The organism is Promicromonospora sp. NFX87 (assembly GCF_048564965.1).
Lineage (GTDB): Bacteria > Actinomycetota > Actinomycetes > Actinomycetales > Cellulomonadaceae > Promicromonospora.
The window spans coordinates 2,170,553-2,196,319 of record NZ_CP183413.1 but is presented as its reverse complement, the minus strand read 5'-3'; the positions used below and the strand labels follow the sequence as shown (position 1 = coordinate 2,196,319).

General features: G+C 71.5%; 21 protein-coding genes. 6 read left to right on the top strand and 15 right to left on the bottom strand.

Going from position 1 to position 25,767, the window contains the following annotated elements; all coding sequences use genetic code 11:
- Nucleotides 1-46: 46 nt before the first annotated feature.
- The 3 genes from ACNYC2_RS09770 to ACNYC2_RS09760 are packed head-to-tail and all read right to left on the bottom strand — an operon-like array spanning nucleotide 47 to nucleotide 3,542.
- Nucleotides 47-1,036: an ABC transporter permease gene (locus ACNYC2_RS09770; protein WP_419706812.1), complete on the bottom strand. Its 990-nt coding sequence runs from the start codon at nucleotides 1,034-1,036 to the stop codon at nucleotides 47-49.
- On the bottom strand, nucleotides 1,033-2,055 hold the full coding sequence (locus tag ACNYC2_RS09765; RefSeq protein ID WP_419706811.1) for an ABC transporter permease: 1,023 nt from the start codon (nucleotides 2,053-2,055) through the stop codon (nucleotides 1,033-1,035). The genes ACNYC2_RS09770 and ACNYC2_RS09765 overlap by 4 nt, the downstream gene beginning before the upstream one ends.
- The gene (locus tag ACNYC2_RS09760) at nucleotides 2,052-3,542 is read right to left on the bottom strand and encodes a sugar ABC transporter ATP-binding protein (protein ID WP_419706810.1); all 1,491 of its coding nucleotides are present in this window, start codon (nucleotides 3,540-3,542) and stop codon (nucleotides 2,052-2,054) included. Before ACNYC2_RS09760 ends, ACNYC2_RS09765 begins: the two co-directional genes overlap by 4 nt.
- Before the next feature lie 230 nt (nucleotides 3,543-3,772).
- On the opposite strand from ACNYC2_RS09760, the gene ACNYC2_RS09755 reads away from it, so the two are divergent.
- Together ACNYC2_RS09755 and ACNYC2_RS09750 are read left to right on the top strand one after the other, a co-directional pair.
- Nucleotides 3,773-4,960, top strand: a complete 1,188-nt coding sequence (locus ACNYC2_RS09755; RefSeq protein WP_419706809.1) for an ROK family protein — start codon at nucleotides 3,773-3,775, stop codon at nucleotides 4,958-4,960.
- A 142-nt stretch (nucleotides 4,961-5,102) separates the two neighbouring features.
- Nucleotides 5,103-6,764, top strand: coding sequence for an alpha-amylase family glycosyl hydrolase (locus ACNYC2_RS09750; protein ID WP_419706808.1), 1,662 nt, complete (start codon nucleotides 5,103-5,105; stop codon nucleotides 6,762-6,764).
- A 15-nt stretch (nucleotides 6,765-6,779) separates the two neighbouring features.
- On the opposite strand, the gene ACNYC2_RS09745 is transcribed toward ACNYC2_RS09750, so the two are convergent.
- The gene (locus ACNYC2_RS09745) at nucleotides 6,780-7,385 is read right to left on the bottom strand and encodes a hypothetical protein (protein WP_419706807.1); all 606 of its coding nucleotides are present in this window, start codon (nucleotides 7,383-7,385) and stop codon (nucleotides 6,780-6,782) included.
- Nucleotides 7,386-7,789: 404 nt separating this feature from the next.
- Here ACNYC2_RS09745 and ACNYC2_RS09740 point away from each other — a divergent pair, with 404 nt between their 5' ends.
- From ACNYC2_RS09740 to ACNYC2_RS09730, 3 genes are all read left to right on the top strand, one after another.
- Entirely contained in the window at nucleotides 7,790-8,449 is a 660-nt protein-coding gene (locus ACNYC2_RS09740; RefSeq protein WP_419706806.1) for a hypothetical protein, read from the top strand.
- Complete coding sequence (locus tag ACNYC2_RS09735; RefSeq protein WP_419706805.1) at nucleotides 8,446-9,120, top strand: hypothetical protein; 675 nt, start codon at nucleotides 8,446-8,448, stop codon at nucleotides 9,118-9,120. The genes ACNYC2_RS09740 and ACNYC2_RS09735 overlap by 4 nt, the downstream gene beginning before the upstream one ends.
- Before the next feature lie 216 nt (nucleotides 9,121-9,336).
- Entirely contained in the window at nucleotides 9,337-11,100 is a 1,764-nt protein-coding gene (locus tag ACNYC2_RS09730) for a DUF222 domain-containing protein (protein WP_419706804.1), read from the top strand.
- Between the two features lie 253 nt (nucleotides 11,101-11,353).
- Here the strand turns inward: ACNYC2_RS09730 and ACNYC2_RS09725 are convergent, their stop codons facing one another.
- The 11 genes from ACNYC2_RS09725 to ACNYC2_RS09675 form a co-directional block, all read right to left on the bottom strand.
- Entirely contained in the window at nucleotides 11,354-12,598 is a 1,245-nt protein-coding gene (locus tag ACNYC2_RS09725; RefSeq protein ID WP_419706803.1) for an MFS transporter, read from the bottom strand.
- A 107-nt stretch (nucleotides 12,599-12,705) separates the two neighbouring features.
- On the bottom strand, nucleotides 12,706-13,758 hold the full coding sequence (gene lgt / locus ACNYC2_RS09720; protein WP_419706802.1) for a prolipoprotein diacylglyceryl transferase: 1,053 nt from the start codon (nucleotides 13,756-13,758) through the stop codon (nucleotides 12,706-12,708).
- A 157-nt stretch (nucleotides 13,759-13,915) separates the two neighbouring features.
- Complete coding sequence (gene der / locus ACNYC2_RS09715) at nucleotides 13,916-15,490, bottom strand: ribosome biogenesis GTPase Der (protein WP_419706801.1); 1,575 nt, start codon at nucleotides 15,488-15,490, stop codon at nucleotides 13,916-13,918.
- 108 nt (nucleotides 15,491-15,598) lie between these two features.
- Nucleotides 15,599-16,297 (bottom strand): (d)CMP kinase, encoded by a 699-nt coding sequence (gene cmk / locus ACNYC2_RS09710; RefSeq protein WP_419706800.1) that lies wholly within the window; start codon nucleotides 16,295-16,297, stop codon nucleotides 15,599-15,601.
- A gap of 104 nt (nucleotides 16,298-16,401) precedes the next feature.
- Entirely contained in the window at nucleotides 16,402-17,316 is a 915-nt protein-coding gene (locus ACNYC2_RS09705) for a pseudouridine synthase (RefSeq protein ID WP_419706799.1), read from the bottom strand.
- A 78-nt stretch (nucleotides 17,317-17,394) separates the two neighbouring features.
- Nucleotides 17,395-18,054 carry an SMC-Scp complex subunit ScpB gene (gene scpB, locus ACNYC2_RS09700; protein WP_419706798.1) on the bottom strand — a complete coding sequence of 220 codons (660 nt, stop codon included), beginning with the start codon at nucleotides 18,052-18,054 and terminating at the stop codon, nucleotides 17,395-17,397.
- Nucleotides 18,051-19,163, bottom strand: a complete 1,113-nt coding sequence (locus ACNYC2_RS09695) for a segregation and condensation protein A (protein ID WP_419706797.1) — start codon at nucleotides 19,161-19,163, stop codon at nucleotides 18,051-18,053. The genes scpB and ACNYC2_RS09695 overlap by 4 nt, the downstream gene beginning before the upstream one ends.
- Nucleotides 19,147-20,034 carry a ParA family protein gene (locus ACNYC2_RS09690; protein WP_419707810.1) on the bottom strand — a complete coding sequence of 296 codons (888 nt, stop codon included), beginning with the start codon at nucleotides 20,032-20,034 and terminating at the stop codon, nucleotides 19,147-19,149. Before ACNYC2_RS09690 ends, ACNYC2_RS09695 begins: the two co-directional genes overlap by 17 nt.
- Nucleotides 20,035-20,154: 120 nt before the next feature.
- A complete protein-coding gene (xerD, locus tag ACNYC2_RS09685; protein ID WP_419707809.1) occupies nucleotides 20,155-21,111 on the bottom strand; it encodes a site-specific tyrosine recombinase XerD in 957 nt (318 codons plus the stop codon).
- A gap of 97 nt (nucleotides 21,112-21,208) precedes the next feature.
- Entirely contained in the window at nucleotides 21,209-22,060 is an 852-nt protein-coding gene (locus ACNYC2_RS09680) for an HpcH/HpaI aldolase/citrate lyase family protein (RefSeq protein WP_357510340.1), read from the bottom strand.
- A gap of 222 nt (nucleotides 22,061-22,282) precedes the next feature.
- Complete coding sequence (locus ACNYC2_RS09675) at nucleotides 22,283-23,278, bottom strand: heme o synthase (protein ID WP_419706796.1); 996 nt, start codon at nucleotides 23,276-23,278, stop codon at nucleotides 22,283-22,285.
- Between the two features lie 365 nt (nucleotides 23,279-23,643).
- Here ACNYC2_RS09675 and tkt point away from each other — a divergent pair, with 365 nt between their 5' ends.
- Nucleotides 23,644-25,749, top strand: a complete 2,106-nt coding sequence (tkt, locus tag ACNYC2_RS09670) for a transketolase (protein ID WP_419706795.1) — start codon at nucleotides 23,644-23,646, stop codon at nucleotides 25,747-25,749.
- The last annotated feature ends 18 nt before the right edge of the window (nucleotides 25,750-25,767 follow it).

Below are 25,767 nucleotides of genomic sequence, written 5' to 3'. Positions count from 1 at the left end.
GATGAGTGCGGATCGTTCTGAGTGCGGTTCGTTCGATGAGCAAGGCTCAGGTGCGGCGCCTGCGTGCCGCGTACGCGACGGCGGCGATGAGGATCACGCCCTGCACGGCGGGCCGGATGGTCGACGGCAGGGCGAGCTGGTTGAACAGCGTGAACAGGGCCTCGAGCGTGAGCGCGCCGACCATCGCGGCGACGACGGTCCCGCGGCCGCCCCCGAGGGCGACACCCCCCAGCACGACGGCGGTGATCGCCATGAACTCCAGCCCCTGCCCCACCTGGGCGGTGACCCCGGCGAACCCGCCGATGAGTACCGCCGCGACGGTCGCGAGGAACGAGGAGAGCAGGAACGCCCGGGTGCGCAGCCACCACACCGAGGCGCCGCTGTACGCGGCGGCGACGGCGTTGTCGCCGACGGCGACCAGGGACCTGCCGAACGGACGCCGCATCAACAGCACCGCGATCCCGACGACGACCAACGCCACCAGCAGCGCGTACGGGACCTGGAACTGTCCCGGCACGTCCGGGAAGCCCTTGCGGCCCAGCACCCGGAAGCTCTCGCTCAGGGCACCGGTCGGCGCGCCGCCGGTCCACAGCCGGATGGCGCCGAACAGCACGAGCATCATGCCGAGCGTGGTGATGAAGGACGGGACCCGCAGCAGCGTCGTCACCAGGCCGTTGACGAGCCCGACCAGCAGCCCGAAGACCAGCATCAGCCCCACGACCGGCCAGGTCAGCGCCTCGTCGCCGTCCATCAGCCGGGCCGCGATCACGACCTGGGCGCCGACGAGCGAGCCCACCGACAGGTCGAACTCGCCCGAGACGATGACGAAGTACTGGCCGATCGCGAGGACCACCAGCGGCGCGGCCTTCTTGGCGAACGCCATGAGCGACACCGGCTCCGCGAAGGACGGGTTGATCACGACGATCACGGCAAGGACCAGCACGAGCAGCGCGAGCACGGTCCAGCTGCCGCCGGACAGGAGCTGCTCGCGCCATCGGCGTGCGGTGCCGCGTGGGGCGTCTGCGGTCAGGGTCATGCGACGTCACCTCCTCGGGCTGCCGAGACCTTGGTGCCGAACCGGACCCGCCGGCTCGCCGGGTCGATCTGGCGCCGCGCGTACAGGGCCACCGCGGCGATGATGATCACGCCGCGCAGCACGTCCTTGAAGAACGGGTTCACGTCGAGCACGTTGAACGCGGTGTCGAGCACCGCGAGGATCGCCACCCCGCCGACCGTGCCGACCACCGAGCCCCGGCCGCCGAACAGGAGCGTGCCGCCCAGCACCACCGCGGCGATCGAGTCGAGGTCGAGGCCGTAGGTGTACACCAGCGCGTTCCCCGTGCCGAACCGGGCGGCGATGAGCAGCCCCGCGATACCGGCGCACAGGGAGCACAGGACGTGCGCCAGGACGAGGGTGCGGCTCGTGCGCACGCCCGAGAGCCGGGCGACGTCGAGATTCCCGCCCACCGCGAACATGTGGTAGCCCGCCCGCGTTTGCGTGAGCAGCACGAACGCCGCCGCGGCGACGACCAGCATGACGATCGTCGAGACGGGCACCGGGCCGACGCGGGTGTACCCGAACGTCTGGAAGGCGAACGGCACCTCGCCCTCCGGACCCTTGAACCGCGTGTCGAGGAAGCCCTTGACGATCAGGCCCGTGCCGAGCGTCGCGATGAACGGGTTGACGTTCAGCGCCGAGATGACCAGGCCGTTCACGAGCCCGACGCCGGCCGCGACCACGAGCGCGGCCACCACCCCGAGCCAGACGCGTGACGGGTCACCCGCCATCGTCGTCGCCCCGACCAGCGAGCACAGCGCGACGACATACCCCACAGACAGGTCGAGCGAGCGGCACAGGATCACCAGCGTCTGCCCGACGGCGACGAACCCGAGCAGGCTCGTCTGCGTGAGCATGTAGCTGACGTTGCCCTGCGCGAAGAGGTTGCCGCCGCGGACCGCCACGAGCACGCCCGCGACCAGTAGGATGCCGACCAGGGCCAGGTAGACGATCTCGGTGGAGCCGAGGTGGCGGCGACTCGCGGTGCCGGTCGTCATCCCGCCCCCGTCGCCAGCGCCATGATGGTCTCCTCGTCGCTGCCGCCCGGCAGCTCCCCGGCGATCCGGCCGTCGCGCAGCACGAGGATGCGGTCGGCCATCGCCACCACCTCCGGCAGCTCGGACGAGATGAGCAGGACGGCGGTCCCGTCGGCGGTCAGCGTGCGCATGAGGTCGTAGACGGCGCGCTTCGCGCCGACGTCGATCCCGCGCGTCGGCTCGTCGAGCACGATCACCCGCGGCTCGGTCACCAGCCACTTCGCGAGCACGACCTTCTGCTGGTTGCCGCCGGACAGGTACTGCACCTCGGTGTCCTGGGCGGCCGCGACGGTGCTCGCCGGCACGGCGAGCGACCGCAGCACCTCGGTGATGCGCCGCGCCCGGCGGTCCGACGCCCCGGGCAGGACGGCGTCGAGCACGAGCCGCGCGTTCGCGAGCACCGACTGGCCGAGGGCGAGGCCTTCGGCCTTGCGGTCCTCGCTGACCAGCGCGAGGCGGTGCCGTACGGCCTGCCGCGGCGTGCGCACGTGGGCGGGCTGCCCGTCGACAGTCACGCTGCCGCGCGTGAACGGCGCGATGCCGAACACCCCGTGCGCGACCTCGGTGCGGCCCGACCCCTGCAGACCGGCCAGCGCGACGATCTCACCGGCCCGCACCTCGAGGTGCACGCCGTCCACCATCGTGTTGCCGGCGCCCGCGAGCGCCAGCCGCACCTCGCCGGGCGTGACGTCGGCGGGTTTGTCCGGGAAGAAGCCGGCGAAGTCGCGACCCACCATGGTGCGCACGAGCCGGTCGGGGCCGACCTCGGCGGCCGGTGCGGTGAGCACGTGGTTGCCGTCCTTGAGGACGGTGATCGTGTCGGCCAGGTCGTAGATCTCCTGGAGCCGGTGGGAGACGTACAGGATGGCGACGCCGCGGTCACGCAGCCGCCGGACCAGGTCGTAGAGCAGCGCGACCTCCTGGTCGGCGAGGGCCGCCGTCGGCTCGTCCATGGAGATGATCCGGGCGTCGTACGAGACCGCCTTGACGATCTCGACCACCTGCTGCTGCGCCACGGACAGGGAGCCGACCCGGTTCCAGGACGCGATGCCCGTCAGCCCCAGGTCGTCGAGGAGGCGGGTGGTGTCGGCGTGGAGCCGACGGCGGTCGACCGTGCCGCCGAACATGCCGCGCCGAACCGGCTCGCGGCCGAGGTAGACGTTCTCCGCGACCGACCGGTCCGGCAGCAGGTTGAACTCCTGGAAGACCGTCGCGACACCGGCGCGCTGCGCGTCGAGCGGCGTCGGGAAGGAGACGGGCGAGCCGTCGAGCTCGATGGTTCCGGCATCCGGGTGGTGGACGCCGGCGACGATCTTCATCACCGTCGACTTGCCGGCGCCGTTCTCGCCCACCAGGGCGTGGACCTGCCCGGGATACAGGGTCAGATCGATCTCTCGCAGCACCGAGGTGCCGAAGAACTCCTTGCCGACGCCGTGCAGGCGCAGCACCGGGCCGAGTACTTCCGGCTCTGGTTCCGAACTCGATGCGGAGGGTATTTCCGGGTCGGGTACTGGAGTGTGCGCGTCGTCATCGGCTCGCATATCCACCAATGTAGGGATCTTTTGGTTCATGTCAAGCAAAAGATGCTTGTCGTTTACGCGGCTTCTGTGACCGGCGGCGCATATGGGCTATCTTTTGCCGATACGCAGCCATAAGTTCACCCGGGAGGCGGTTGCCCATGCTCATCGACGACCCTCCGAGGGGCATGCCCCTGTCCCTGGGCACCGGCGAGTTCTTCCAGCTCCTGCGCGACCGTGAACCGCGCACGCGCGCCGATCTGGTGGCCATCACCGGCCAGGCCCGGTCGACCATCGCCTCGCGGATCGACGCGCTCATGAGCACCGGGCTCATCGCCCCGGCGGGCATGGCGGGCTCCACCGGCGGCAGGCGGCCCGCGACGTTCGCCTTCCAGCCGGGCGCCCGGGTGGTCCTCGCGGTCGACCTCGGCGCGACGCACGCCCGGCTCGCCGTCACCGACCTCGCCTCCACAGTGCTCGCGGCGAGCGACGAACCCCTCTCGATCGCCGCGGGGCCCGGCGTCGTCCTGCCCTGGGTGGTCCGGGCCGGACGCGACCTGCTCGCCGCCGCCGGCCGCGACACCGCCGACCTGGCCGCCATCGGCATCGGGCTGCCGGGCCCCGTGCAGCATTCGACGGGACGGCCGATCAACCCGCCGATCATGCCCGGCTGGGACGACGTCGACGTCCCCGGCATCCTCGGCGCCGAGCTGGGGGTCGCCGTGCTGGTCGACAACGACGTCAACATCATGGCCCTCGGCGAGTACCGGACCGCCTGGTCCGACGTCTCCGACCTGCTGCTCGTCAAGGTCTCCACCGGTATCGGCGCGGGCATCATCGCCGACGGCGCCCTCCGCCGCGGCGCCCAGGGCGCGGCGGGCGACGTCGGGCACATGTCCGTCCCGGGCGCCGACCACGTGCCCTGCCGGTGCGGCAACACCGGCTGCCTCGAGGCCGTGGCGAGCGGCCAGGCGGTCGCGACGGCGCTCGCCGCCCAAGGGCTGGAAGCCGCTGACAGCGCTGACGTCGTCGCGCTCGTCCGGTCCCGGGGCGCCGCGGCGAGCCAGGCGGTACGGCAGGCCGGCCGCGACATCGGCGGCGTCCTGGCCTCGTGCGTGAGCGTGCTCAACCCGTCGGTCATCGTGATCGGCGGGGTGGTGGCCGACGCCGGCGAGCACCTCATCGCCGGCATCCGTGAGGCCGTCTACCGCAGGTCCCTCCCGCTGGCCACGCAGCACCTGCGCATCGTCACCTCCCGCGCGCGCGAGGGCGCCGGCGTCCTGGGCGCGAGCGCCATGGCGGTGGACCACGCCCTGTCCCCCGCGGTGATCGACGCCCTGACCGCCTGACCGGCCGGTTTCTGACCGGCCAGCCCGGCCGGATCCTGGCCGGGCTGCCACGCCGCGCCCTCACCCATACGCTGGTGGACGCGGCATTCCTGCGCACGAGTGACCGGCAACCAGTCCCCCCACCGCAAAGGATCCAGCACCAGTGACCAGCAACATCGACACCCAGCAGCCCCTCGCGGCCGACCCCACCTGGTGGCGGCAGGCAACCGTCTACCAGATCTACCCGCGCAGCTTCGCCGATGCGAACGGCGACGGCATCGGCGACCTGCGCGGCATCATCTCGCGTGTGCCGTACCTCCAGGGGCTCGGCATCGACGCGGTCTGGCTCAGCCCGTTCTACCCCTCCGAGCTGGCCGACGGCGGGTACGACGTCGCCGACTACCGCGACGTCGACCCCAGGATCGGCACGCTCGCCGAGTTCGACGAGATGGTCACCGCCCTGCACTCGGCGGGCATCCGCGTGATCGTCGACATCGTGCCGAACCACTCCTCGGACCAGCACGTCTGGTTCCAGGAGGCGCTCGCCGCCGGTCCCGGCAGTCCGGAGCGGGCGCGCTACATCTTCCGGGACGGACTCGGCGCGGACGGTTCCGAGCCCCCGGCCGACTGGGAGAGCATGTTCGGCGGGCTCGCGTGGACGCGCGTGCCCGACGGCCAGTGGTACCTGCACCTCTTCGCCAAGGAGCAGCCCGACTTCAACTGGGACAACGAGGAGGTCCGCGCGGACTTCCGCAAGACCCTGCGGTTCTGGTCGGACCGCGGCGTCGACGGGTTCCGCATCGACGTCGCGCACGCGCTCACCAAGGAGCTCGGCGACTCGCTGCCCTCGCAGGCCGAGATCGACGCCATCACGGAGCCCGGCGCGCACCCGCTCTGGGACCGCGACGAGGTCCACGAGATCTACGCCGACTGGCGCAAGGTGTTCGACGAGTACACGCCGCCGCGCATCGCCGTGGCGGAGGCCTGGGTCTCGACCCCCCGGCGTCCCCGGTACGCGAGCGCCGAAGGGCTCGGCCAGGCGTTCAACTTCGACCTGCTGGAGGCCGACTTCGACGCCGAGCAGTTCCGGACGATCATCGCCGACAACCTCGCGCTGTCCGCGGCGTCCGGGTCCTCGACGACGTGGGTCTTCTCGAACCACGACGTCGTACGCCACGCCACCCGCTACGCGCTGCCCGCGCGCAACGGCAGCCCGAAGAAGCAGGGCCGCGACTGGCTGCTCTCGGGCGGTACGGAACCCGCCGCCGACGTCGCCCTGGGCCTGCGCCGCGCACGCGCCGCGACACTGCTCATGCTCGGCCTGTCCGGCAGCGCCTACCTCTACCAGGGCGAGGAGCTCGGCCTGCCGGAGGTCGCCGACATCCCCGCGGCGGAGCGCCAGGACCCGGCGTTCTTCCGCAACCCCGGCGTCGACGTCGGACGGGACGGCTGCCGCGTGCCGCTGCCGTGGACCCGGGAGGGCAAGTCGTTCGGCTTCGGCGACAGCGGCGCGCACCTGCCGCAGCCCGCGACCTTCGGCGAGCTGTCGGTAGAGGCCCAGGACGGCGCCCCCGGATCGACGCTGGAGCTCTACCGGGCGGCGCTCGCGCTGCGCCACGAGCTGCAGACCGACGAGACGCTCGAGTGGGTGCCCGGGCGCGCCGACGTCCTGCACTTCACGCGCCCGAACGGCTGGCACGTCGTGACCAACTTCGGCCCGGACGCGGTGCCGCTGCCGGACGGCGAGGTGCTGCTCGCGAGCGAGCCGCTGCCCGGCGGCCTCCTGCCCGGCTCGACGACGGCGTGGGTGCGCGCCGCGGTGTGACGTTCGGCCGGCCGGTCAGCCGCCGGTGTTCGGGGACACCGGGGCGCCGGTCGGCGTCGAGGTGGGCGACACGGAGGGGCTCGGCGACGGTTCGGGGCTCGGCTCGTCGGACGCCGTGGGCGTGGGCTTCGGGGTCGGCTCCTCCGTTGGATCGGTGGTCGGGTCCGACGTCGGAGGCGGCGGGCCGGTGGTCGGCGTCGTCGTCCCCCCGCCGCCCGTGCCGGTGCCGCCTCCGGCGCCGGTGCCCGGGTCGGACCCTGAGCCGCCGGAGCCGCCGGAGCCGCCGGAACCACCGGTGCCCGTGCCTTCGCCCGGTACGCCTTCGCCGCCCTGGTCGGGCTGGCCGCCCGACGGCACCGTCCCGTCCCCCAGCAGGTTCGCGTCCGCGCCGTCCTCGCGAGGTTCGCCCGCCTCGGCGTCGTCCGCATCGCGGGGATCTGTCTCTGGACGCTCGCCGGTACCTGCGTCGTGGGTGTCGTCGGCGGGGATGAGCGGCAGATCGAGGGCCGTGCGCTCGACCGGACCGGTGGTCTCGGCCTCCGGGCGGTCCGCCCACAGCATCGTCAGGCCGCCGATGCCCAGCGCGAAGGCCGCGAGCACCCCGCAGCCGACCGCGACCATGGTCAACCTGCGTACGGCGGTGCCGGGCGCTGAAGGCGATGTGACTGGCTCGGCGGGCGCGGCGGCCGGTGGAGCCGGTACGACTGGTGCGGCCGGGACTGCTGGCGGGACCGGTTGGGCTGGTGCAACTGGTACGGCTGGCGCGACTGGTACGGCTGCTGCGAAGCGGGGCGCGACGACCTCGGCCTCCGATGCGTCCGGCACACCGCCGTCCGGCGGGACGGGCAGCGCAACCAGGTCCCAGGCCGGGCCACTCACCGAACCTGGGGCGAGCTTGCCGAGCTGCGCTGTCTCGAGCTGCTCGAGGTGCCGTGTCGGCCGCGGGTTCTCCCTCACGCGGGAACGATAGCGCCCAAGGGTGAAATGCCGGAATCTCGATGGGGCCGCCGTGGGACGATCCGCCGGTGACGACGACATGGCGGTCCGGACCGGAGCTGTGGCTGGACGACCCGGAGGGCGACGAAGGCCCCGCACCGGAGACGAGCCATCCGGCATTCGCCAGGGTGGCGCCGCCCGAGTTCTACGACAAGGGTGACGAGTTCGCGCCGTTCGGCAACGACTCGGGGTCCGACATGCTGGGCAACGTGCAGGAGTGGTATCTCGACGGAGTGACGGACGACGAGCTGCCGCGGATCGTGATGGGCTCGCTCGGTGACTGGGACACCGAGGGAATCACTGACGGGCTGTGGGCAGGCGACTCGGACTTCATCGACGACTGGTTCGCCGCCTGGGGTGACTCGATTGCCGCTCATCACGTGTATCACGAGACGAACGGGGTGATCGCGGCGGCTGTCGGGCAGTTCAAGGTTCGTGGCCTGCTGCACCCGCTCATGCGGAGGGCTGGTCTCTTCGCGCTGGCCGTCAAGCAGGGCAGTCTCGACGACGGCGAGGCGCGGTATCCAGGCTGGAAACACGCTGCCCGAGCCCGAGCCGGTGCCGAGGCCGTGCGAAGGGTGCTGAGCGCCGCGCCCGTGGTGGGCTCGCCCCTGCACGAGGGTGAGCCCCTGACCGCCGTCCTCGATCGGAAGGTGCCGGACACCCTCGGCGGCGGCCCAGCCGCATGAGCGCGCAACAGGAGCAGAGCGGCATTCCCCCGGCCCTGCGACGCGCGAGACGCAGGGCGATGGTGTCGATGGTGACCGGCGTCGCCACGACACTTGTCGGCGCCGCCGTCTGGCACGCCGGCAGCAAGGGCCAGCTCCTTCTGGTCGCGGGGATCATGAACGGCCAGACCCTCGCCATTCTGCTGTGGCTCGTCGCCGGACTGTCCGTCATCGTGCTGGGCGTGGTCGGGTTTCGGCTGTTCGTCATCGGGTACGAGGCGTTCACCGCGACCATGGCGGCGCTCTTTCTCTGCGCGGTGATCCTGGCCGCCGCCGTCGGCGTCCTCATCACGGGCCTCCTCGCGCTGCTGAGCGCGGAGCGCACGTACAAGACACTGCACGAGCTCGACCGCCCCGCCGGGAGGCAGGTAGTCATCGAGGAATCCGTGTCGTTGCGCGGCAGCACCTCGTGGCGTTTCTACGTGGGCGGGCCGTTCCTCTACGACGAGATCACGGCGCCGACGACCACCGCCGAGTGCGCGGAGCTCAGCAACGCGGGGCAGACCACGTTCGAGTACGGCGAGTACCTGCTGCGGACCGGCAGGGAGGGGAGGGACGTCATCACGTACGCCCCCGAGGGGCGGCTGAGCTGCAACCACGGCGACGCGTCGGAGATGGTTCTCCCGGACTGACTGCCAGGACGAGAACCTGGCGCCCGATCCGGTCGGGTGGGCGGCCTGACCGCTGACGCTTCTCAAGCAGGCCGTAGCGACGCCTGCATGGCGCACTGAAGAGTTATCCACAGATTTCAGATTCGCCCTGCGATGCGTACGCATGTTCGAGATAATGAATGCAGTGATGGTTGGAGAACTAGAGGCAAGCATCGAGACGGCGAGGGGGTGCGCACAGTGGAGCAGACGACGAACAACGGGCCTACCGGTGGCCTGCCCGCTGCCGCCTCGATCGAGGACGTACTGGCCCTGCTCGAGACTGCGACCGCGCAACTGACTACCCTGACCGACCCCGAGACCCTGACCGGGTGGGACGCGCCGAGCATCAGCCGCCTGGTTGAAGCGCACACGAGGATCCGTCGGCTGACCGGCCGCCTGGACGGTGTCCGCTACACCCTGCTGCCCCGCATCGAGAACGAGGGCTCGTGGCGCTCGGGTGGCGCGGCCCGGACGTTCACGACCTGGCTCCGGCTGCAAGAGGGCATCTCCGCGTCCACCGCGGGTAAGGACATGACGATCGCCCGGCGTCTCGCCACTGCGCTGCCCGTGACGCGGGAGCGGCTGGTCGCCGGAACCCTGGGCGCGGATCACGCCCAGGTGATGACCGAGGTTGCACCCACCAGCGAGACCCGTACCGACGCACTGGCGTGGTTGATCGACACCCGTACCGGGCACACCACGACACCGGAGCAGTTCGTCCAGAGCGTGCCGGTCGACTTCCCCGACCCGTCCGAGGACCCCGACGGTGCCCGTACCCGTGAGCTGGTTACCCAGGTCCTGGAGACCGCGGTCGCCGAGGGGACCCTGGTCACCGGTGAGGGCGTGGTGCTGCGGGAGGCCACTGTGTTGAACGCGGACCAGTTCCGGAAGGTGGCGCGCCGGTTCGCGACCATCATCGACCCCGACACCGACGACATCGACGACGACAAAGCCGCCCAGGGCGAGTTCTTCGACCTGGCCAAGACGTTCGGTGGGTACCACGTTGCAGGGTTCCTCACCGATGAGCACGGCCTGCAGCTCACGACCGCGATCAACGCGGTCCTGGGTGCCCCGTCAGCGGAAGACACCCGCACCACGACCCAGCGTCGGGCACAAGGCCTCGCGGATGTGGCGCGGGTGGTGCTGGACACCAACCAGGCTTCCCCGGGCGCGGCGATCGCACCGCACCTGAACGTCACGGTGTCCTGGAACGAGTTCGTCACCCAGGTCACCCGCACCCGGGATGGTCTGTGCCTGACCTGCGGCCAGACCGCACCAGGGCGCGGCAACCGCCCGGGCGCGGGTCCAAGCATCCCGGGCACCAGCACCAGCACCAGCACCAGCACAGGTGCGGGTGCGGACGCAGGTGCGGTGAACGCTGGCCCAACGGCTGGAAGCCCGACCGGAAGCCCGACGGGAAGTGCGACCGGCAGTCCGGGTAACTGGAGTACCGCGGGAACAGTGTCCGGGTTCTTGTCCTCCGGTGGTCCGGTGTTCACCGAGACCGGGGGTCGCGCCCCACGAGCGTTGGTCCGCCGCCTGGCGTGTCACAGCGCGGTCACCCGGATCGTGTTCGGACCCGACGGCGCAGTGCTGGACGTCGGACGCGCCCAACGCACCGTGTCAGGCCAGATGCGCCGCGCCGTCATCGCCCGAGACCAACACTGCGTCTACCCGGGATGTGACCAGCCACCGTCACGATGCGAGGTCCACCACGCCCTCACCCACTGGGCCGACGGCGGCGACACCTCCGTCACGAACAGTGCGTTGCTGTGCTGGTTCCACCACCAGCTCGTCGATACCAAGGGCATCACCATGCACTGGACCGGCAAGCCCACCACGAACACCACGGCCGGTGCCCTGCTGGAGACCGGGTGGGCCTTCACCGACGCCCGCGGCCACCGCATCCGCCTCCCCGAAGCCATCGAAGCCACACCACCACCCACCACCGAAGTCGCCTGACCCGCCAGCCGGACCCGGCAACCCGCCGAAGCCGCCTGACCCACGGATCACGGAGACGGGCCGGCAGACCAGGCGCTCAGCACTGGACTGCCGATTCAGGCACCTACGGAGAGCTTCTAGGCATGCCCGCCGGCCGGGGGGACCGCTTCGTACTCGGACCTGGTAGTCGCAGGACCACATGGCACTTCACGTGCAATCCCGACCTGAACGTCTGCCACCGGAGTCAACAGCCCAGCTTGATCGCCTTCAGGCCCTAACGCCGAAGCGGGTCCGGGAGCGCCGTCCGCGAGGAGATCGCCACGATCGTCAGGCACAGCGCGACGGCGACCGTGCCGAAGCCGAACATCTCGCCGTAGGACCAGGTGTCGCGCAGCCAGGCGAGCGCCATCGGGACGAAGAACCCGATGTAGGTCAGCGAGTAGAACACGGCGGTCAGCCCGGCGAGCCGGCCCGGCCCGGCGATCCGTGCGACCTCGCTCAGCCCGGCCACCAGTGCGAGACCGTAGCCGGTTCCGAGGACCACTGCCGCCACCACGCCGATCGGCAGCGACAGCGCGGTGGACGCCCAGCCGGCGAGCGCCATTCCCGCACCGATGATGGTCAGCGCGACGATGGAGGCACGGGCCGACGATGGCGTGTCGATCCGGCGGGCCACGGTCTGGATGCCAATGGCGCAGCCCAGCGCGAGGATGGCCATGACGCCCGCGAAGGCGATCGGGAAGCCGCCGACCTGGTCGGTGAGCAGACTCGGCAGCACCGCGAACGCGCAGCCGGCGCAGCCGAACACCCAGGGCGCGAGGGGCACGACCACGCGCAGGAACCTGGGGTGCCGGACGGCGGTGATGCGCAGGTCGTCGAGCAGCGGGGCCCGCTCGCCGCGTGGGAGGCGCTGGCGGGTCTCCGGGACGCGGAGCAGCAGCAGGCCGGCGAGCAGGGACCCGGCCGCGTGCAGCACGTACGACAGGAGCGTGGGCCAGGGCGCGAACTGCGCGAGCATGGCCGCGACGCCCGCCCCGGAGAGGAATCCCGCGGTCAGGGAGAGCGATCCGCGACGAGGGCCGGCGGCACGCTCGCCGGTGGCGGCGCTGAGCTCCGTGAGCCAGGTGGATCCCACCGCCATCGCCAGCCCGAGCGCGACGCCGCAGAGCAGACGGCCGATGGATAGCACCACGGGGCTCGCCGGGTCCAGCGCGAGGACGAGCGACCCGAGCGCCGAGAGCGGCGCCGCGGGCAGCAGCAGCGGGCGGCGGCCGAACCTGTCCGACAGCGGCCCGCCCAGCAGCAGCGCGGGAACGAGGCCGAACACGTAGACGGCGAGGAGCGCGTCGACGGTGACAGGGCCCATGTCGCCCTGCTCGCGGTACATCACGAGCAGCGGGGTGAACTCGTTGCCGCCCCAGGCCACGGCCAGGAGCACGGCGGCGACCGGCCACCAGGTGCGCCGCCCCACGGAGAGCAGGAACGAGGCAGAGGTGTCCCCGGGGCGCGAAGGTGGCATGACCTCATCCTCCGTAATGCGCACCCGGTGGAACAACCCGTGGGGCTGTGAGCGTGCGCACAGGCACGTCACAGCCCCACGGGGTCACGGCAGGAGAATGCTGCGGGCTACTTGCTGTCGGCGGAGCCGTTCGCCTCGGCACGCTCGGCTGTGGCTGAACCCTCGGAGGCGGTGCTCGCGGAACCGTCGTCGTCGGCCGAACCTGCGGGCTCGGCGCCGTCCCCGGCGTCAGACCCGGACTCGGTCTCGGCGTCCTCGTCCTCCGGCTCACGCCCCGGCTGGTACACCGAAGGCTCGGGCTCCGGATGACGCCGGCCCTGCACCACGACGATCGCGATACCCAGGAGGATCGCGATACCCGACGTCCAGACGTTCGCCGGGACGCCCAGCGGCGCGTCGCTCGTCGGGTCGATCCGGATGGTCTCGAGCCAGCTGCGGCCGAGGCCGTACCAGATCAGGTAGAGGCCGAACATGCGGCCCCAGCGCAGGCCGGCACCGGGCGTGCCGCCGTCGGCCAGCAGTGCCTCGTTTCGGCGGACCACCCGCCGCTCGATGGCGAGCAGCAGCGCGATGCCGATGACGTTCCAGATCATCTCGTACAGGAACAACGGGTGGAACAGCGTGCCCTCAGGGGTCCCGACCGGGAACATCGGCGCGTCCGAGCGGATCTCCAGGCCCCAGGGCAGCGTGGTCGGCAGGCCGAACAGCTCCTGGTTCACATAGTTGCCCAGCCGTCCGATCGCCTGGGCGGCGAGCAGGCCCGGCGCCAGGGCGTCGGCGAACGACCAGAACCGCAGACCCGTCAGGCGGCAGCCGATCCAGACGCCGACGGCGCCACCGAGGAGCGACCCGAACAGGGCGTTGCCGCCCTCCCAGATCCGGACCCAGGCCCAGGGGTCGACACCGGGGCCGGTGAAGTCCCCGAGGTGGGTGAGCACGTGGTAGATCCGGGCGCCGACGATGCCGATGGGCACCGCCCACATCGCGATGTCGAGGGCGAGCCCGGGGGCGGCTCCGCGTGCGCGGAGACGCCGGTCCGTGATGTACGCGGCGGCAGCGATGCCGGCCAGCAGACACAGGGCGTAGGTATGGATGGTGAGCGGACCCAAGGGGATCTGGGACCACACCGGATCGGGGCTGGGGATACTGGCCGGAAGCACGAACCGAAGGTACCGCGACTGACCGACATCGTGGGCATCGAGCTCGGCGCGCGCGAAAACTCCGCCGCGACCCAGCGATTCGGCCCGGAAGTCGCGTGACTTCCGGGCCGAATCGCTGGGTCGCGGCGGAGCTGGCTCGCTAGCCGAGCCGGCGGGCTCAGCGCTTGCGCTTCTCCCGGACCCGCACCGAGATCTCGATCGGCGTGCCCTCGAAACCGAATGTCTCGCGCAGGCGGCGCTCGATGAAGCGGCGGTAGCCCGCCTCGATGAACCCGGTGGCGAAGATGACGAACCGCGGCGGACGGGTCGAGGCCTGCGTCGCGAACAGGATGCGCGATTGCTTGCCGCCGCGCAGCGGGTGCGGGTGCGCGGCCACGAGCTCGCCCAGGAACGCGTTGAGCTTGCCCGTCGGGACGCGCCGGTCCCAGGACGCGAGCGATCGCTCGATCGCCGGGACCAGCCGCTCGCTGTGCCAGCCGGTCCGGGCCGACAGGTTGACGCGCGGCGCCCAGGTGATCTGCACCAGCTCCTTCTCGATCTCACGTTCGAGGAAGGGGCGCCGGTCCTCGTCCATGAGGTCCCACTTGTTGTACGCGATGACGAGCGCCCGGCCCGCGTCCACGACCTGCTGGATCACGCGGATGTCCTGCTCGGTCAGCGGGGCGGACGCGTCCACCAGGACGACGCCGATCTCCGCCTTCTCGATGGCTGCCTGCGTGCGCAGCGAGGCGTAGAAGTCGGCGCCCTTGGTCTGGTGCACGCGGCGGCGGATGCCGGCGGTGTCCACGAACCAGTACGGGATGCCGCGCAGCTCGATGAGCTCGTCGACCGGGTCGCGCGTGGTGCCGGCGACCTCGTCGACCACCACCCGCTCGGCGCCGGCGATCTTGTTCAGCAGCGAGGACTTGCCGACGTTCGGCCGCCCGACGAGCGCCACGCGGCGCGGGCCGGCGGGACGCACGGTGCCGTGCTCCGACGTCGTCGGCAGGGCCTTGACGGCGGCGTCGAGCAGGTCGCCCGTACCGCGGCCGTGCAGGGCGGAGACCGGGTGCGGCTCCCCCAGGCCCAGCGCCCACAGGTACGTGGCGTCCGCCTCGCCCGAGGCGCCGTCGACCTTGTTGGCGCACAGCACCACGGGCTTGCCGGAACGGCGCAGCAGCTCGACCACGCGCTCGTCGGTGGCGGTGGCGCCCACCGTGGCGTCGACGACGAACACCACGGCGTCGGCGAGGGAGATCGCCACCTCGGCCTGCTCGGCGACCTTGGACTCGATGCCGGCGACGTCGACCTCCCAGCCGCCCGTGTCGACGAGCATGAACGGGCGACCGGCCCACTCGGCCGGGTAGGACACGCGGTCGCGCGTCACGCCCGGCTTGTCGGCCACCACTGCCTCGCGGCGGCCGAGGATGCGGTTGACCAGCGTCGACTTGCCGACGTTCGGACGCCCGACGACGGCCAGCACGGGCAGCGCCCGCTCCGCCTCGGCCTGCTCGTCGCTCCACTCGGAGTCGAGCAGCGCCTGGTCCGCCTCGTCGAGCTCGAACTCCTCGAGGCCGACGCGCAGCGCACGCTCGCGCGCGACGTCGTCCTCGGTCTCGGCGAGGGCGTCGGCGAGATCGAGGTCGGGTGCGGCCGGGCCCCCGGCGTCCAGCGCAGTGGCGTCCAGGGCAGCATCATCTCGGGCCGTCGCGTCCAGCGCAGCAGCCTCCGATGCAGAGGGGTCGTGGGTCATACCCACATTGTCGCAGGCCTGACGCGCTCCGGCCGACTCGCGGCCATATGACCTGCGTCGCTCCCGCCGGGCCCGAACAGTCAGGCCCTGCTGGTCAGGCCCGGCTGGTCAAGCCCTGCTCGTCGCCGACTCAGCCTGCGCGACGACGGCGAGCACCGCGTCGACCGTCTGCTCGAAGTCGAGGTCGCTGGAGTCGACGGTCGCCACGCCGTCGGCGGCGACGTGGAACTGCGTGACCTTCGCGTCGTCCTGGTCGCGGCGCAGCACCTGGTCGCGCGTGGCGTCGACCGCTGTGGCGTCGGCCGCGCCGTGCACCTCCAGCGACCGGCGGCGCAGGCGCGCCTCCTCGGAGGCGGTGAGCAGCACGCGGACGTCGGCGTCGGGCGCCACGACCGTGGTGATGTCGCGGCCCTCGGCCACGATCCCCCGGCCACCCGAGAACACCGCCCGGGCGCTCGACTCCTGGTCGATGATCGCGCGCTGGAGCCGCTTGAGCTCGGCCCGCACGTCGAGGTTGGACGCCACCTTCGAAACGTTGGTCGTGACCTCGGTGGTGCGGATGGTCACGGCGACGTCCCGCCCGTCCAGCTCGACGCCCGGCGCGGCCGGGTCCAGGCCCATGACCAGCGGCATCGCGCGGACCGCCGTCGCGACCGCCGCGGCGTCGTCCAGGTCCGCCGTCTCCATGCTCCACACCGTGGCCGCCCGGTACATGGCCCCCGTGTCGAGATAGGCCAGACCGAGCCGTGCGGCGACCGCCTTCGACACGCTCGACTTGCCGGACCCGGACGGTCCGTCGATCGCCACAACAACAGGGCTGGTCACAGTCCCGCTCGCTTTCCGTTGAGTGCTGGGTATTTGCTGCCGGAGTGCGTCCCAGGGCACAGATACCCAGCACTCAGCGGTCGAGGTTACAGGTCGACCGCACCCATGAGGGTGCCCAGTTCCGTGCGGCCCAGAACGCGGGTGCGGCCGGACTTCAGGTCGCCGAGGGGGATCGGGCCGATCCGGGTGCGCACGAGGCGCGTCACCGGGTGCCCGACGGCCTGGAACATCCGGCGCACGATCCGGTTGCGTCCCTCGTGCAGCACGACCTCCAGCATCGCGAAGCCGTCGATCTGCTGGATCACCTGCACCGCGTCCATCTTGGCGATGCCGTCGTCGAGCTCGATGCCCTTCAGGAGCTCACGCCCGACGCGCGGGTAGATCTCGCCCTCGACGGTCACGAGGTACGTCTTCGCGATCTTGTACTTCGGGTGGGACAGCCGGTTGGCGAGCTCGCCGTCGTTCGTCAGGAGCAGCAGGCCCTCGCTGTCGGCGTCGAGCCGGCCGACGTGGAAGAGCCGTTCCTCGCGGTTCTTGATGAGGTCCGCGACGGTCGGCCGGCCCTTGGGGTCGTCCATCGTGGAGACCACGCCCAGCGGCTTGTTCAGCGCGATGGTCACCTTGGTCTGGTCGAGCTGGATCCGGAGCCCGTCCACGTGGATGACGGCGGTGGCGGGGTCGACCCGCACGCCGAGCTCGGTGACGATCTGGCCGTCCACCTCGACGCGGCCGTTCGCGATGAGCTCCTCGCTCGCCCGGCGGGACCCGAGCCCGGCCTGGGCGAGCACCTTCTGCAGCCGGACGCCGCCGTCGACGTGGACGTCGCGGCCCTGCTCGGCGGGCTGCGCGGGCCTGCGGCGCGGCGCGTTCGCCTGGGCGCGGCTCTTGGCCGAGCTGCCGCCCCGGAAGTTCTTGCCGGACTGGCCGGAGTGGTCGGGTCGGCGCGGCTGCTGGCCACCACTGGATTCGCGGCGGCTCCCGCCGCGGCGTTCGTTGCTCATGATTCAAGTCTCTCGGTGAGTCGGGAAGGGCACCGCGACCTGCCTGCGGTCGGACCAGTAGTCCAGCCGAGAATTCAGCTAGGAGTCCAGCCCGTCGAGGCCCTCGAACGTGTCGAGGTCTGGCAGGTGCGGAGCCAGCGGAGGCAGCTCGTCGAGCGACGAGAAGTCCATCCGCTCCAAGAAGTATCCCGTGGTTCCGAACAGAACAGCACCCGAGCTCGGATCCTGACCGATCTCGGCGATCAGCCCGCGCGTCAGCAGCGTCCGCACGACGCCGTCCACGTTGACCCCGCGCACCGCGCTGACCTGGCCACGCGTCACCGGCTGACGGTAGGCGACCACCGCCAGCGTCTCCAGCGCGGCCTGGCTCAGCTTGGACGACTGGCCGTCCAGCACGAAGCGTCCGACAGGGTCCGCGTGCGCCGCCGACGAGTAGATCCGCCAGCCGTCCACGGTCCGGCGCAGCTCGAAACCGCGCGGACGGGAGCCGAGGTGGCCCGCGTACTCGTCGGCCAGCTCGTGCAGGATGTCGTCGGTCTCGTGCTGCGGCAGGTTCAGCGCGGCGGCGATGCGGTCCGCCCCGATCGGCGCGTCGGCCACCATGAGCACCGCCTCGACCGCCGCGTGCGCACCGCCCGGGAGCGTGTGCACGTCGACGAAGGCCAGCTCGTCCTGCGTCGGGCCCTCGGCCGGGGCGTCCACCTGCACGGCCTCCGGGGCCTGCTCTTCGACGGTCATGCTGTTGTCGCCTCCGTTCCGGGCTCCGCGGTCTCTGCATCTTCAGGGTTGGCTTGTTCGGGGCTGGCTTGTTCGAGGTTGGCTTGTTCGGGGTCGGCCGACTCCCCCACCACCAGGTCACCCTCGTCGAACTCGCTCGGCCCCGCCTGCGGATCGAGGTACTTCTCGCCGTCGTCCGGCCCGGCGGTCCAGCGCACCGTGAGCTCCCCCAGCGGGCTGACCTGCTCGAACGAGACCAGGGAGTCGCGGAACAGCTCCAGCAGCGCCAGGAACCGGGCGACCGTCACGAGGCGCTCCGTACCCGCCGTCAGCGACCGGAACGTCAGCGAGTGCTCGCTGCGCAGGCGCTGCACGATGACGCCCGCCTCCTCGCGCACGCTCACCGCGGAGCCGTGCAGGTGGGCCAGGCCCACCACGGGCGGCGGCTTCGGGGCGAGCACCCGGGCGGCCAGCTCGGCGAGCTGCTCCCCCGTCGTGTCCCAGACCAGCTCCGGCAGGATCGCCGCGAGGTGCGGCTCGAGCGGCGCCAGGCGCGGCACGCGGCGTCCGGCCGACGCCATCTGCTCCGCGATGACCTTCGAGACCTCCTTGTACGCCCGGTACTGCAGGAGCCTCGCGAACAGCAGGTCGCGGGCCTCGAGCAGCTCGAGGTCCTCGGCGTCCTCGTCGACGACGCCGGGCAGCAGGCGGGCGGCCTTGAGGTCGAGCAGCGTCGCCGCGATCACGAGGAACTCGCTGGCCACGCCGAGGTCCCAGGACGCGTGCTCCTCGCCGCGCGCGGCGGCCTCGCGGGAGGCCCGCTCCGCCTCGCGGATGTGCGCGACGAACTCGTCGGTCACGACGGCGAGCGCCACCTCGGTGACGTCCATCTTGTGCTTCGCGATCAGCGAGAGCAGCAGGTCGAACGGGCCCTCGAAGTTGTGCAGGTGGACCTGGAAGGTCCGAGAGCCGCGGCGCTCGTCGACGGGAGCCTGGTCCGGTTCTGCGACGACGGCGTCCGGTTCTGCGCCGACGGCGTCCGGCCCGGCGGCGACGTCAGCCTCCGCCTCCAGGACGTCGGACTCCAGCACGTCGGACCGTTCCACCGCCGCCTCAGGCAGCATCGCCACGGGCCACGAGCTCCCGGGCGAGCTGACGGTACGCGGCAGCGCCCGGGTGTCCCGGGGCGTAGTCGGTGATCGGCTCGGCGGCGACCGTGGCGTCCGGGAACTTCACGGTGCGCCCGATGATCGAGTGGAGCAGCGTGTCGCCGAAGGCCTCGTACACGCGCGCCACGACCTCGCGGGAGTGCAGGGTGCGCGAGTCGTACATGGTCGGGAGGATACCGTCGATCTCCAGGGCGGGGTTGAGCCGGTCCCGCACCTTCTCGATGGTCTCCACCAGCAGCGCGACGCCGCGCAGCGCGAAGAACTCGCACTCCAGCGGGATCAGCACGCCGTGCGCCGCGGTCAGCGCGTTCACGGTGAGCAGGCCGAGGCTCGGCTGGCAGTCGATGAGGATCACGTCGTAGTCGTCGAGCACCGGACGCAGCGCGCGGGACAGCACGGACTCACGGGCGACCTCACCCACGAGCTGCACCTCCGCGGCGGACAGGTCGATGTTCGCCGGCAGCACGTCGAGGTTCTCGATCCCCGACGAGATGATCACGTCGTTGATGTCCACGTCCCGCTCCATGAGCAGGTTGTAGACGGTCAGGTCGAGCTCGTGCGGGTTGACGCCGATGCCTACGGACGCGGCCCCCTGCGGGTCGAAGTCCACCAGGAGCACCTTGCGGCCGTACTCCGCGAGACACGCGCCGAGGTTGATGGTGGTGGTCGTCTTGCCGACCCCGCCCTTCTGGTTGCACATCGCGATGATGCGCGCCGGACCGTGGCTCGTCAGCGGTGCCGGCTCCGGGAGCTCCGGCATGACGCGTCCGACGACGTCGCGCACGATGTCCGAGTCCGTGGGTGCGCCGACGACCGTCTTGCCGAGAAGCATGTCGGTCATCGTGTTCGCTCCCTCCTGGCTGGGTGCCTCGCTCACGCCCGCCACGCTATACCAGAGTGTGGGCGCCGCTCCGCGAAAGCCTCGGCGTGGCGTCGTTCGGCCGTCGGGCCGCTACCTCGCGCGGGGGTGTGCCGCCGCGTAGACCTCGCGCAGCGCGTCGGGAGTGACCATCGTGTAGATCTGCGTCGTCGTGACCGACGCGTGCCCCAGCAGCTCCTGGACCACCCGGACGTCCGCCCCGCCCGACAGGAGGTGGGTGGCGAACGAGTGCCGCAGCGTGTGCGGCGACACGTGCTCCTTGAGGCCCGCCCGCGCCGCGGCGGCCTGCAGCGCGGCCCAGGCGGTCTGCCGCGACATGCGGGCGCCGCGCGTGTTGAGGAACAGCGCGGGCGTGCCCCGGCCCGCGGCGGCCAGCGCCGGGCGCGACCGGACCAGGTAGCCCTCGAGCGCGTCCCGCGCGAACGAGCCGACGGGCACCGCGCGCTCCTTCGCGCCCTTGCCGAGCAGCCGGACGGCGGTCCGGTCGCTGACGCCGTCGACGTCGAGCCCCACGATCTCGGAGATCCGGGCGCCCGTCGCGTACAGCAGCTCCAGCAGCGCCCGGTCGCGCAGGGGCAGCGGCCCCTCGCCGGCGCCCGCGGCGTCGAGCAGGGCGGCGACGTCGTCGACGGACAGCGCGTGCGGCAGCCGGCGCAGCTGGGTGGGGGCCCGCACCTCGGCGGACGGGTCGACCACCGCCATGCCCTCGGCCTGCGCGAACCGGTGCCAGCCGCGCACGGCGGCCAGGGCACGCGCGGTGGACGACGCCGACAGCGGGCGGCCGCCGTCGGTCCCCTGGCGCACCGCCTCGACGAAGCTGGTGACGTCGGCCTCCGTGACGTCGCCGAGGCCGGGCCGGCCGGACGTCGCGAGGAACGCCAGGTAGCGCACGAGGTCACGGCGGTACGCGGCGACGGTGTTGGCCGAGAGGCCGCGCTCCACGCTCAGGTGCGCGAGGTAGTCCTGCAGGGCGCGGTCGAGCCGGGCGCTGACGTCCGGACCCGGTGCGGGCTCACGGAGGGTCTGCAGGTGGGCCTGGGCGGTTGACACCGCCCCATCATGCCGAGCGTGGCCTGCCGTTCGGGCAGGCCACGCCGGGTGACCGCTGTGCGAGGTTGCTCCCGCGTCAGGAGGGGTTGATCCCGAACAGCTCGGCGCGCGAGCGGATCACCTGTGCGCGGGCGAGGCGCGGCTTGTCGCTCCCGTCGCGGATGACGGAGCCCGCGGCCTCGAACTCGGCGAAGAAGTCGACGGCCCAGGCCACGTCCGACGACGTCGGCGCGAAGGACTCGTTGATGACCGCCGGCTGCTCGAAGTCCAGGCAGAGCTTGCCGGTCATGCCCAGGATGACGGCGTCGGCGGACTGCTCGCGGAGCAGCGCGTGCGACGAGCCGACCGTGGGGCCGTCGACGGGGCCGGGCAGGCCGCCGATGCGGCTGGCGACCACGAGGCGCGTGCGCGGGTACGCCATGGCCATGGGCTCGTTGGCGGTGCCGGTGTCGCGGCGGTAGTCGCCGGAGCCGAACGCGAGGCGGAAGGCGCCGCGGGCCCGGGCGATGTTGACGGCCTCCTCGATGCCGAGCGCCGACTCGACGAGCGGGATGACCGGCACGTCGCCGCCGAGGCGCTGCGCGGTGTCGATGACGTCGTCGGCGCTCTCCGTCTTGGCGAGCATGACGCCGTTGAGCCCCTTGAGGCCACGCAGGTGCGCGACGTCGTCGGCCCACGACGACGCCTGACGGTCGTTGATCCGGACCCAGGCGCTGCCACCGTTCTTGATCCACCGGATGACGTTCTCGCGCGCCTCGTCCTTCAACGAGTCGTCGATGGCGTCCTCGCAGTCGAGGATCACCTGGTCCGCCCGGGAGAGCTGCGCCTTGTCGAAGAGCTCGGTCCGCATCGCGGACAGCAGGAGCCAGGCACGCGCGTAGTCGGGGGCCACGCGGGACTTCTCGCGGGCCGCCCGGCGGGGAGCCAGGTCTACCTCGGGAACGGCGGACGACGACGTCGGCAGGCCCGCGGAGTAGCTCCCGGACTGCTGGGAAGCCTGATCGGCAAGGGTGGTGGTTCGGTCGGCTGGGGTCTCGGTCACACCCTCAGCCTAGGCGCGGACACCGACACGGGCCGAATCATGAACCACTACATGGGCGCGAACAATATGAACAGAAGACCGCCTTGACACAGCAGCGGACAAAGCGCGTCAGAACGGCAGGAAGACGTCCACCGCGACGGCCACGAAGAGCAGCGACAGGTACGTGATCGACGCGTGGAACACCTTCATGGCGCCGAGCTTGCCGCTCGCCTTGCCCTGCGCCCTGCGCAGCATGGCGATGGTCGCCCAGAGGAACCACGCGCCGAGCCCCGCTGCCACCACGGTGTACACCCACGACATGCCCGCGAGCGGCGTCAGCAGGAGCGAGCAGGCGATCATCGCGAGCGTGTAGCCCACCATCTCGGCGGCCACGCGCTTGTCGTCGCTGACGACCGGCAGCATCGGGACGTTCGCGTTCGCGTAGTCCTTCTTGAACTTGATCGACAGCGGCCAGTAGTGCGGCGGCGTCCAGAAGAAGATGATGCCGAACAGCGCCAGCGCGGCCCAGCTCAGCTCGCCGGTCACCGACGCCCAGCCGATGAAGACGGGCATGCAGCCGGCGATGCCGCCCCACACGATGTTCTGCGGGGTGCGGCGCTTGAGGATCATCGTGTAGCCGACGACGTAGATGGCGATCGCGGCCAGCGTGAGCCACATCGCCGCCCAGTTGATGACCAGCGCGAACCACGTCAGCGACAGCAGACCGAGGATCGAGGCGAACACCAGACCAGCACGCGGCGTGATCTCACCGGTGGCCATCGGACGCTTCTTGGTCCGGTTCATGACCTGGTCGATGTCCCGGTCCCACCACATGTTGAACGCGTTGGCGCTCCCGGCGGCGCCGGCGCCGCCGATGAGGGTGGTGAGGATCAGCCAGAAGCTCGGCATGCCGTCGTTCGCCAGGATCATGGTCGGCACCGTCGTCACGAGCAGCAGCTCGATGACGCGCGGCTTCGTCAGCGCCACGTAGGCGCCGGCCCGGCTCAGGAACCATCCCCCGGGGCGCGGCCCGACGTCGGCGGCGGACTCCTCGATCTCGGGCTGCTCGGTGCCGGAGTTCTGGGGACGCGCGGTCTGGCCGGTCGTCGTGTGGCTCGTTCTCACGCGCGTCGCAGTTCCGTTCGGGAGTGTCTTCGGGAAGAGTCCTGGATCGATGACGCACCTGGTGGCGGTGCTGGTGGCAGTGCTGCCGGCAGCGTCGCCTCACGGGTGCGTGCCCATCGTACGTCGCGGCCTGACGTGGCCGCGCACCGCATTCCCGCACGGCCGTGTGACATTTGTCCCCGGTCCTGTGATCCACAGGACGTGGACAGGCCTGCGCGGGTGCTGGGGTGCGCGTATAGGGTTGATTTCGCAATCGAACGAAGGGCGGCCGGCATCCCGCCGCCGCCGCACGCACGCTGCGCGGCTCTCCGGCCCGTCCGCTCTCCGGGCAGGGCCAGGGTCGGCGGCGGAGAGAAAGAGGACTCGTGAACGCTTTCGACCCCGTGCTGAAGCCCTTGGAGTGGTCGGAGCTCGACGAGCGAGCGGTCAAGGCCATCAAGGCACTGGCTGCGGACGCCGTCGAGAAGGTGGGCAACGGACATCCCGGAACCGCGATCTCGCTCGCACCGGCCGCCTACCTCCTGTTCCAGAAGGCCATGCGCCACGACCCGTCCGACCCCGAGTGGCTGGGCCGCGACCGGTTCGTGCTGAGCGCCGGCCACTCGTCGCTGACGATCTACCTCCAGCTCTTCCTCGCCGGCTACGGCCTCGAGATGGACGACATCGCCGCACTGCGCACCTGGGGCTCCAAGACCCCCGGCCACCCGGAGTACCGCCACACCGCCGGCGTCGAGATCACGACCGGCCCGCTGGGCCAGGGCCTCGCGTCCGCCGTCGGCATGGCGATGGCCTCCCGCCGCGAGCGCGGTCTGCTCGACCCCGCCGCCGCGCCCGGTGAGTCGCCGTTCGACCACCACGTGTACGTCATCGCGTCCGACGGCGACCTGCAGGAGGGTGTGACCTCGGAGGCCTCGTCGCTCGCGGGCCACCAGCAGCTCGGCAACCTGATCCTGATCTGGGACGACAACAAGATCTCGATCGAGGACGACACGAACATCGCGTTCACCGAGGACGTCCTGAAGCGTTACGAGGCCTACGGCTGGCACACCCAGCGCGTGGACTGGACCTCGGGCGGCGAGGGCTACGCGGAGGACACCGACGCGCTGTCCGCCGCGCTCGACGCCGCCAAGGCGGAGACCGGCAAGCCCTCGATCATCGCGCTGCGCACGATCATCGGCTGGCCCGCGCCGACCAAGCAGAACACGGGTGGCATCCACGGCTCGGCCATGGGCGCCGACGAGGTCAAGGGCCTCAAGTCCGTGCTCGGTCTCGACCCCGAGGCGACGTTCGCCATCGACGACGAGGTCCTGTCCTACACGCGCTCCGTCGCGCAGCGCCAGGCGACCCAGCGCGAGGCGTGGGAGTCCGCGTTCGCCGCCTGGAAGGAAGCCAACCCGGAGCAGGCGGCCCTGCTGGCGCGTCTGCGCGCCCACGAGCTGCCCGAGGGCTGGACGGCCTCGCTGCCCGAGTTCGAGGCGAGCGAGAAGGGCGTCGCGACCCGTGCGGCGTCGGGCAAGGTGCTCTCCGCCCTGGCGGACGTGCTGCCCGAGCTGTGGGGCGGCTCCGCCGACCTCGCGGGCTCCAACAACACGACGATGGACGGCGTGCCGTCCTTCGTGCCCGCCGAGCACGCGACCAAGAAGTTCCCGGGCAACGAGTTCGGCCGCACGCTGCACTTCGGCATCCGCGAGCACGGCATGGGCTCGATCCTCAACGGCATCGTGCTGCACGGCCTGACCCGCCCGTACGGCGGGACGTTCCTGCAGTTCGCCGACTACATGCGTGCCTCGGTGCGCCTTGCGGCGCTGATGGGCATCCCCACCACGTTCGTCTGGACGCACGACTCGATCGGCCTCGGCGAGGACGGCCCGACCCACCAGCCGGTCGAGCACCTCGCGGCGCTGCGGGCCATCCCGAACCTCGACGTCGTCCGCCCCGCGGACGCGAACGAGACCGCCTGGGCCTGGCGCGGCATCCTCGAGAACCGCGACAACCCGGCAGGCATCGTCCTGACCCGTCAGAACGTGCCCACCTACCCGCGCGGCACCGAGGGCTTCGCCCCGGCCGAGGGCACCCTCAAGGGCGGCTACACCCTCCTGGACACCGACGGCACGCCCGACGTCGTCCTCGTGGGCACCGGCTCCGAGGTGCAGCTCGCCGTCGAGGCGCGCGCGATCCTCGCCGCCGAGGGCGTACAGGCCCGCGTCGTCTCCATGCCCTCGCGCGAGTGGTTCGACAAGCAGGACGACTCCTACCGCGAGTCGGTCATCCCGTCCGGTGTGAAGGCACGTGTCTCCGTCGAGGCAGGCGTGGCGCAGGGCTGGCGCGAGGTGGTCGGCGACGCCGGCCGCATCGTCTCGCTCGAGCACTACGGCGCCTCGGCCGACTACAAGAAGCTCTACGCCGAGTACGGCATCACGGCCGAGGCTGTCGCCCAGGCCGCCAAGGAGTCGATCGCAGCGGCTTCCTGAACCGCTGACGGATCACAC

Bases quoted from the DNA above. Each gene is read 5' to 3' on its own strand.
- ACNYC2_RS09770 (WP_419706812.1), bottom strand. From the start codon at position 1,036: ATGACCCTGACCGCAGACGCCCCACGCGGCACCGCACGCCGATGGCGC.
- ACNYC2_RS09765 (WP_419706811.1), bottom strand. From the start codon at position 2,055: ATGACGACCGGCACCGCGAGTCGCCGCCACCTCGGCTCCACCGAGATC.
- ACNYC2_RS09755 (WP_419706809.1), top strand. From the start codon at position 3,773: ATGCTCATCGACGACCCTCCGAGGGGCATGCCCCTGTCCCTGGGCACC.
- ACNYC2_RS09745 (WP_419706807.1), bottom strand. From the start codon at position 7,385: ATGGTCGCGGTCGGCTGCGGGGTGCTCGCGGCCTTCGCGCTGGGCATC.
- ACNYC2_RS09735 (WP_419706805.1), top strand. From the start codon at position 8,446: ATGAGCGCGCAACAGGAGCAGAGCGGCATTCCCCCGGCCCTGCGACGC.
- ACNYC2_RS09725 (WP_419706803.1), bottom strand. From the start codon at position 12,598: ATGCCACCTTCGCGCCCCGGGGACACCTCTGCCTCGTTCCTGCTCTCC.
- der (WP_419706801.1), bottom strand. From the start codon at position 15,490: ATGACCCACGACCCCTCTGCATCGGAGGCTGCTGCGCTGGACGCGACG.
- ACNYC2_RS09705 (WP_419706799.1), bottom strand. From the start codon at position 17,316: ATGAGCAACGAACGCCGCGGCGGGAGCCGCCGCGAATCCAGTGGTGGC.
- scpB (WP_419706798.1), bottom strand. From the start codon at position 18,054: ATGACCGTCGAAGAGCAGGCCCCGGAGGCCGTGCAGGTGGACGCCCCG.
- ACNYC2_RS09690 (WP_419707810.1), bottom strand. From the start codon at position 20,034: ATGCTTCTCGGCAAGACGGTCGTCGGCGCACCCACGGACTCGGACATC.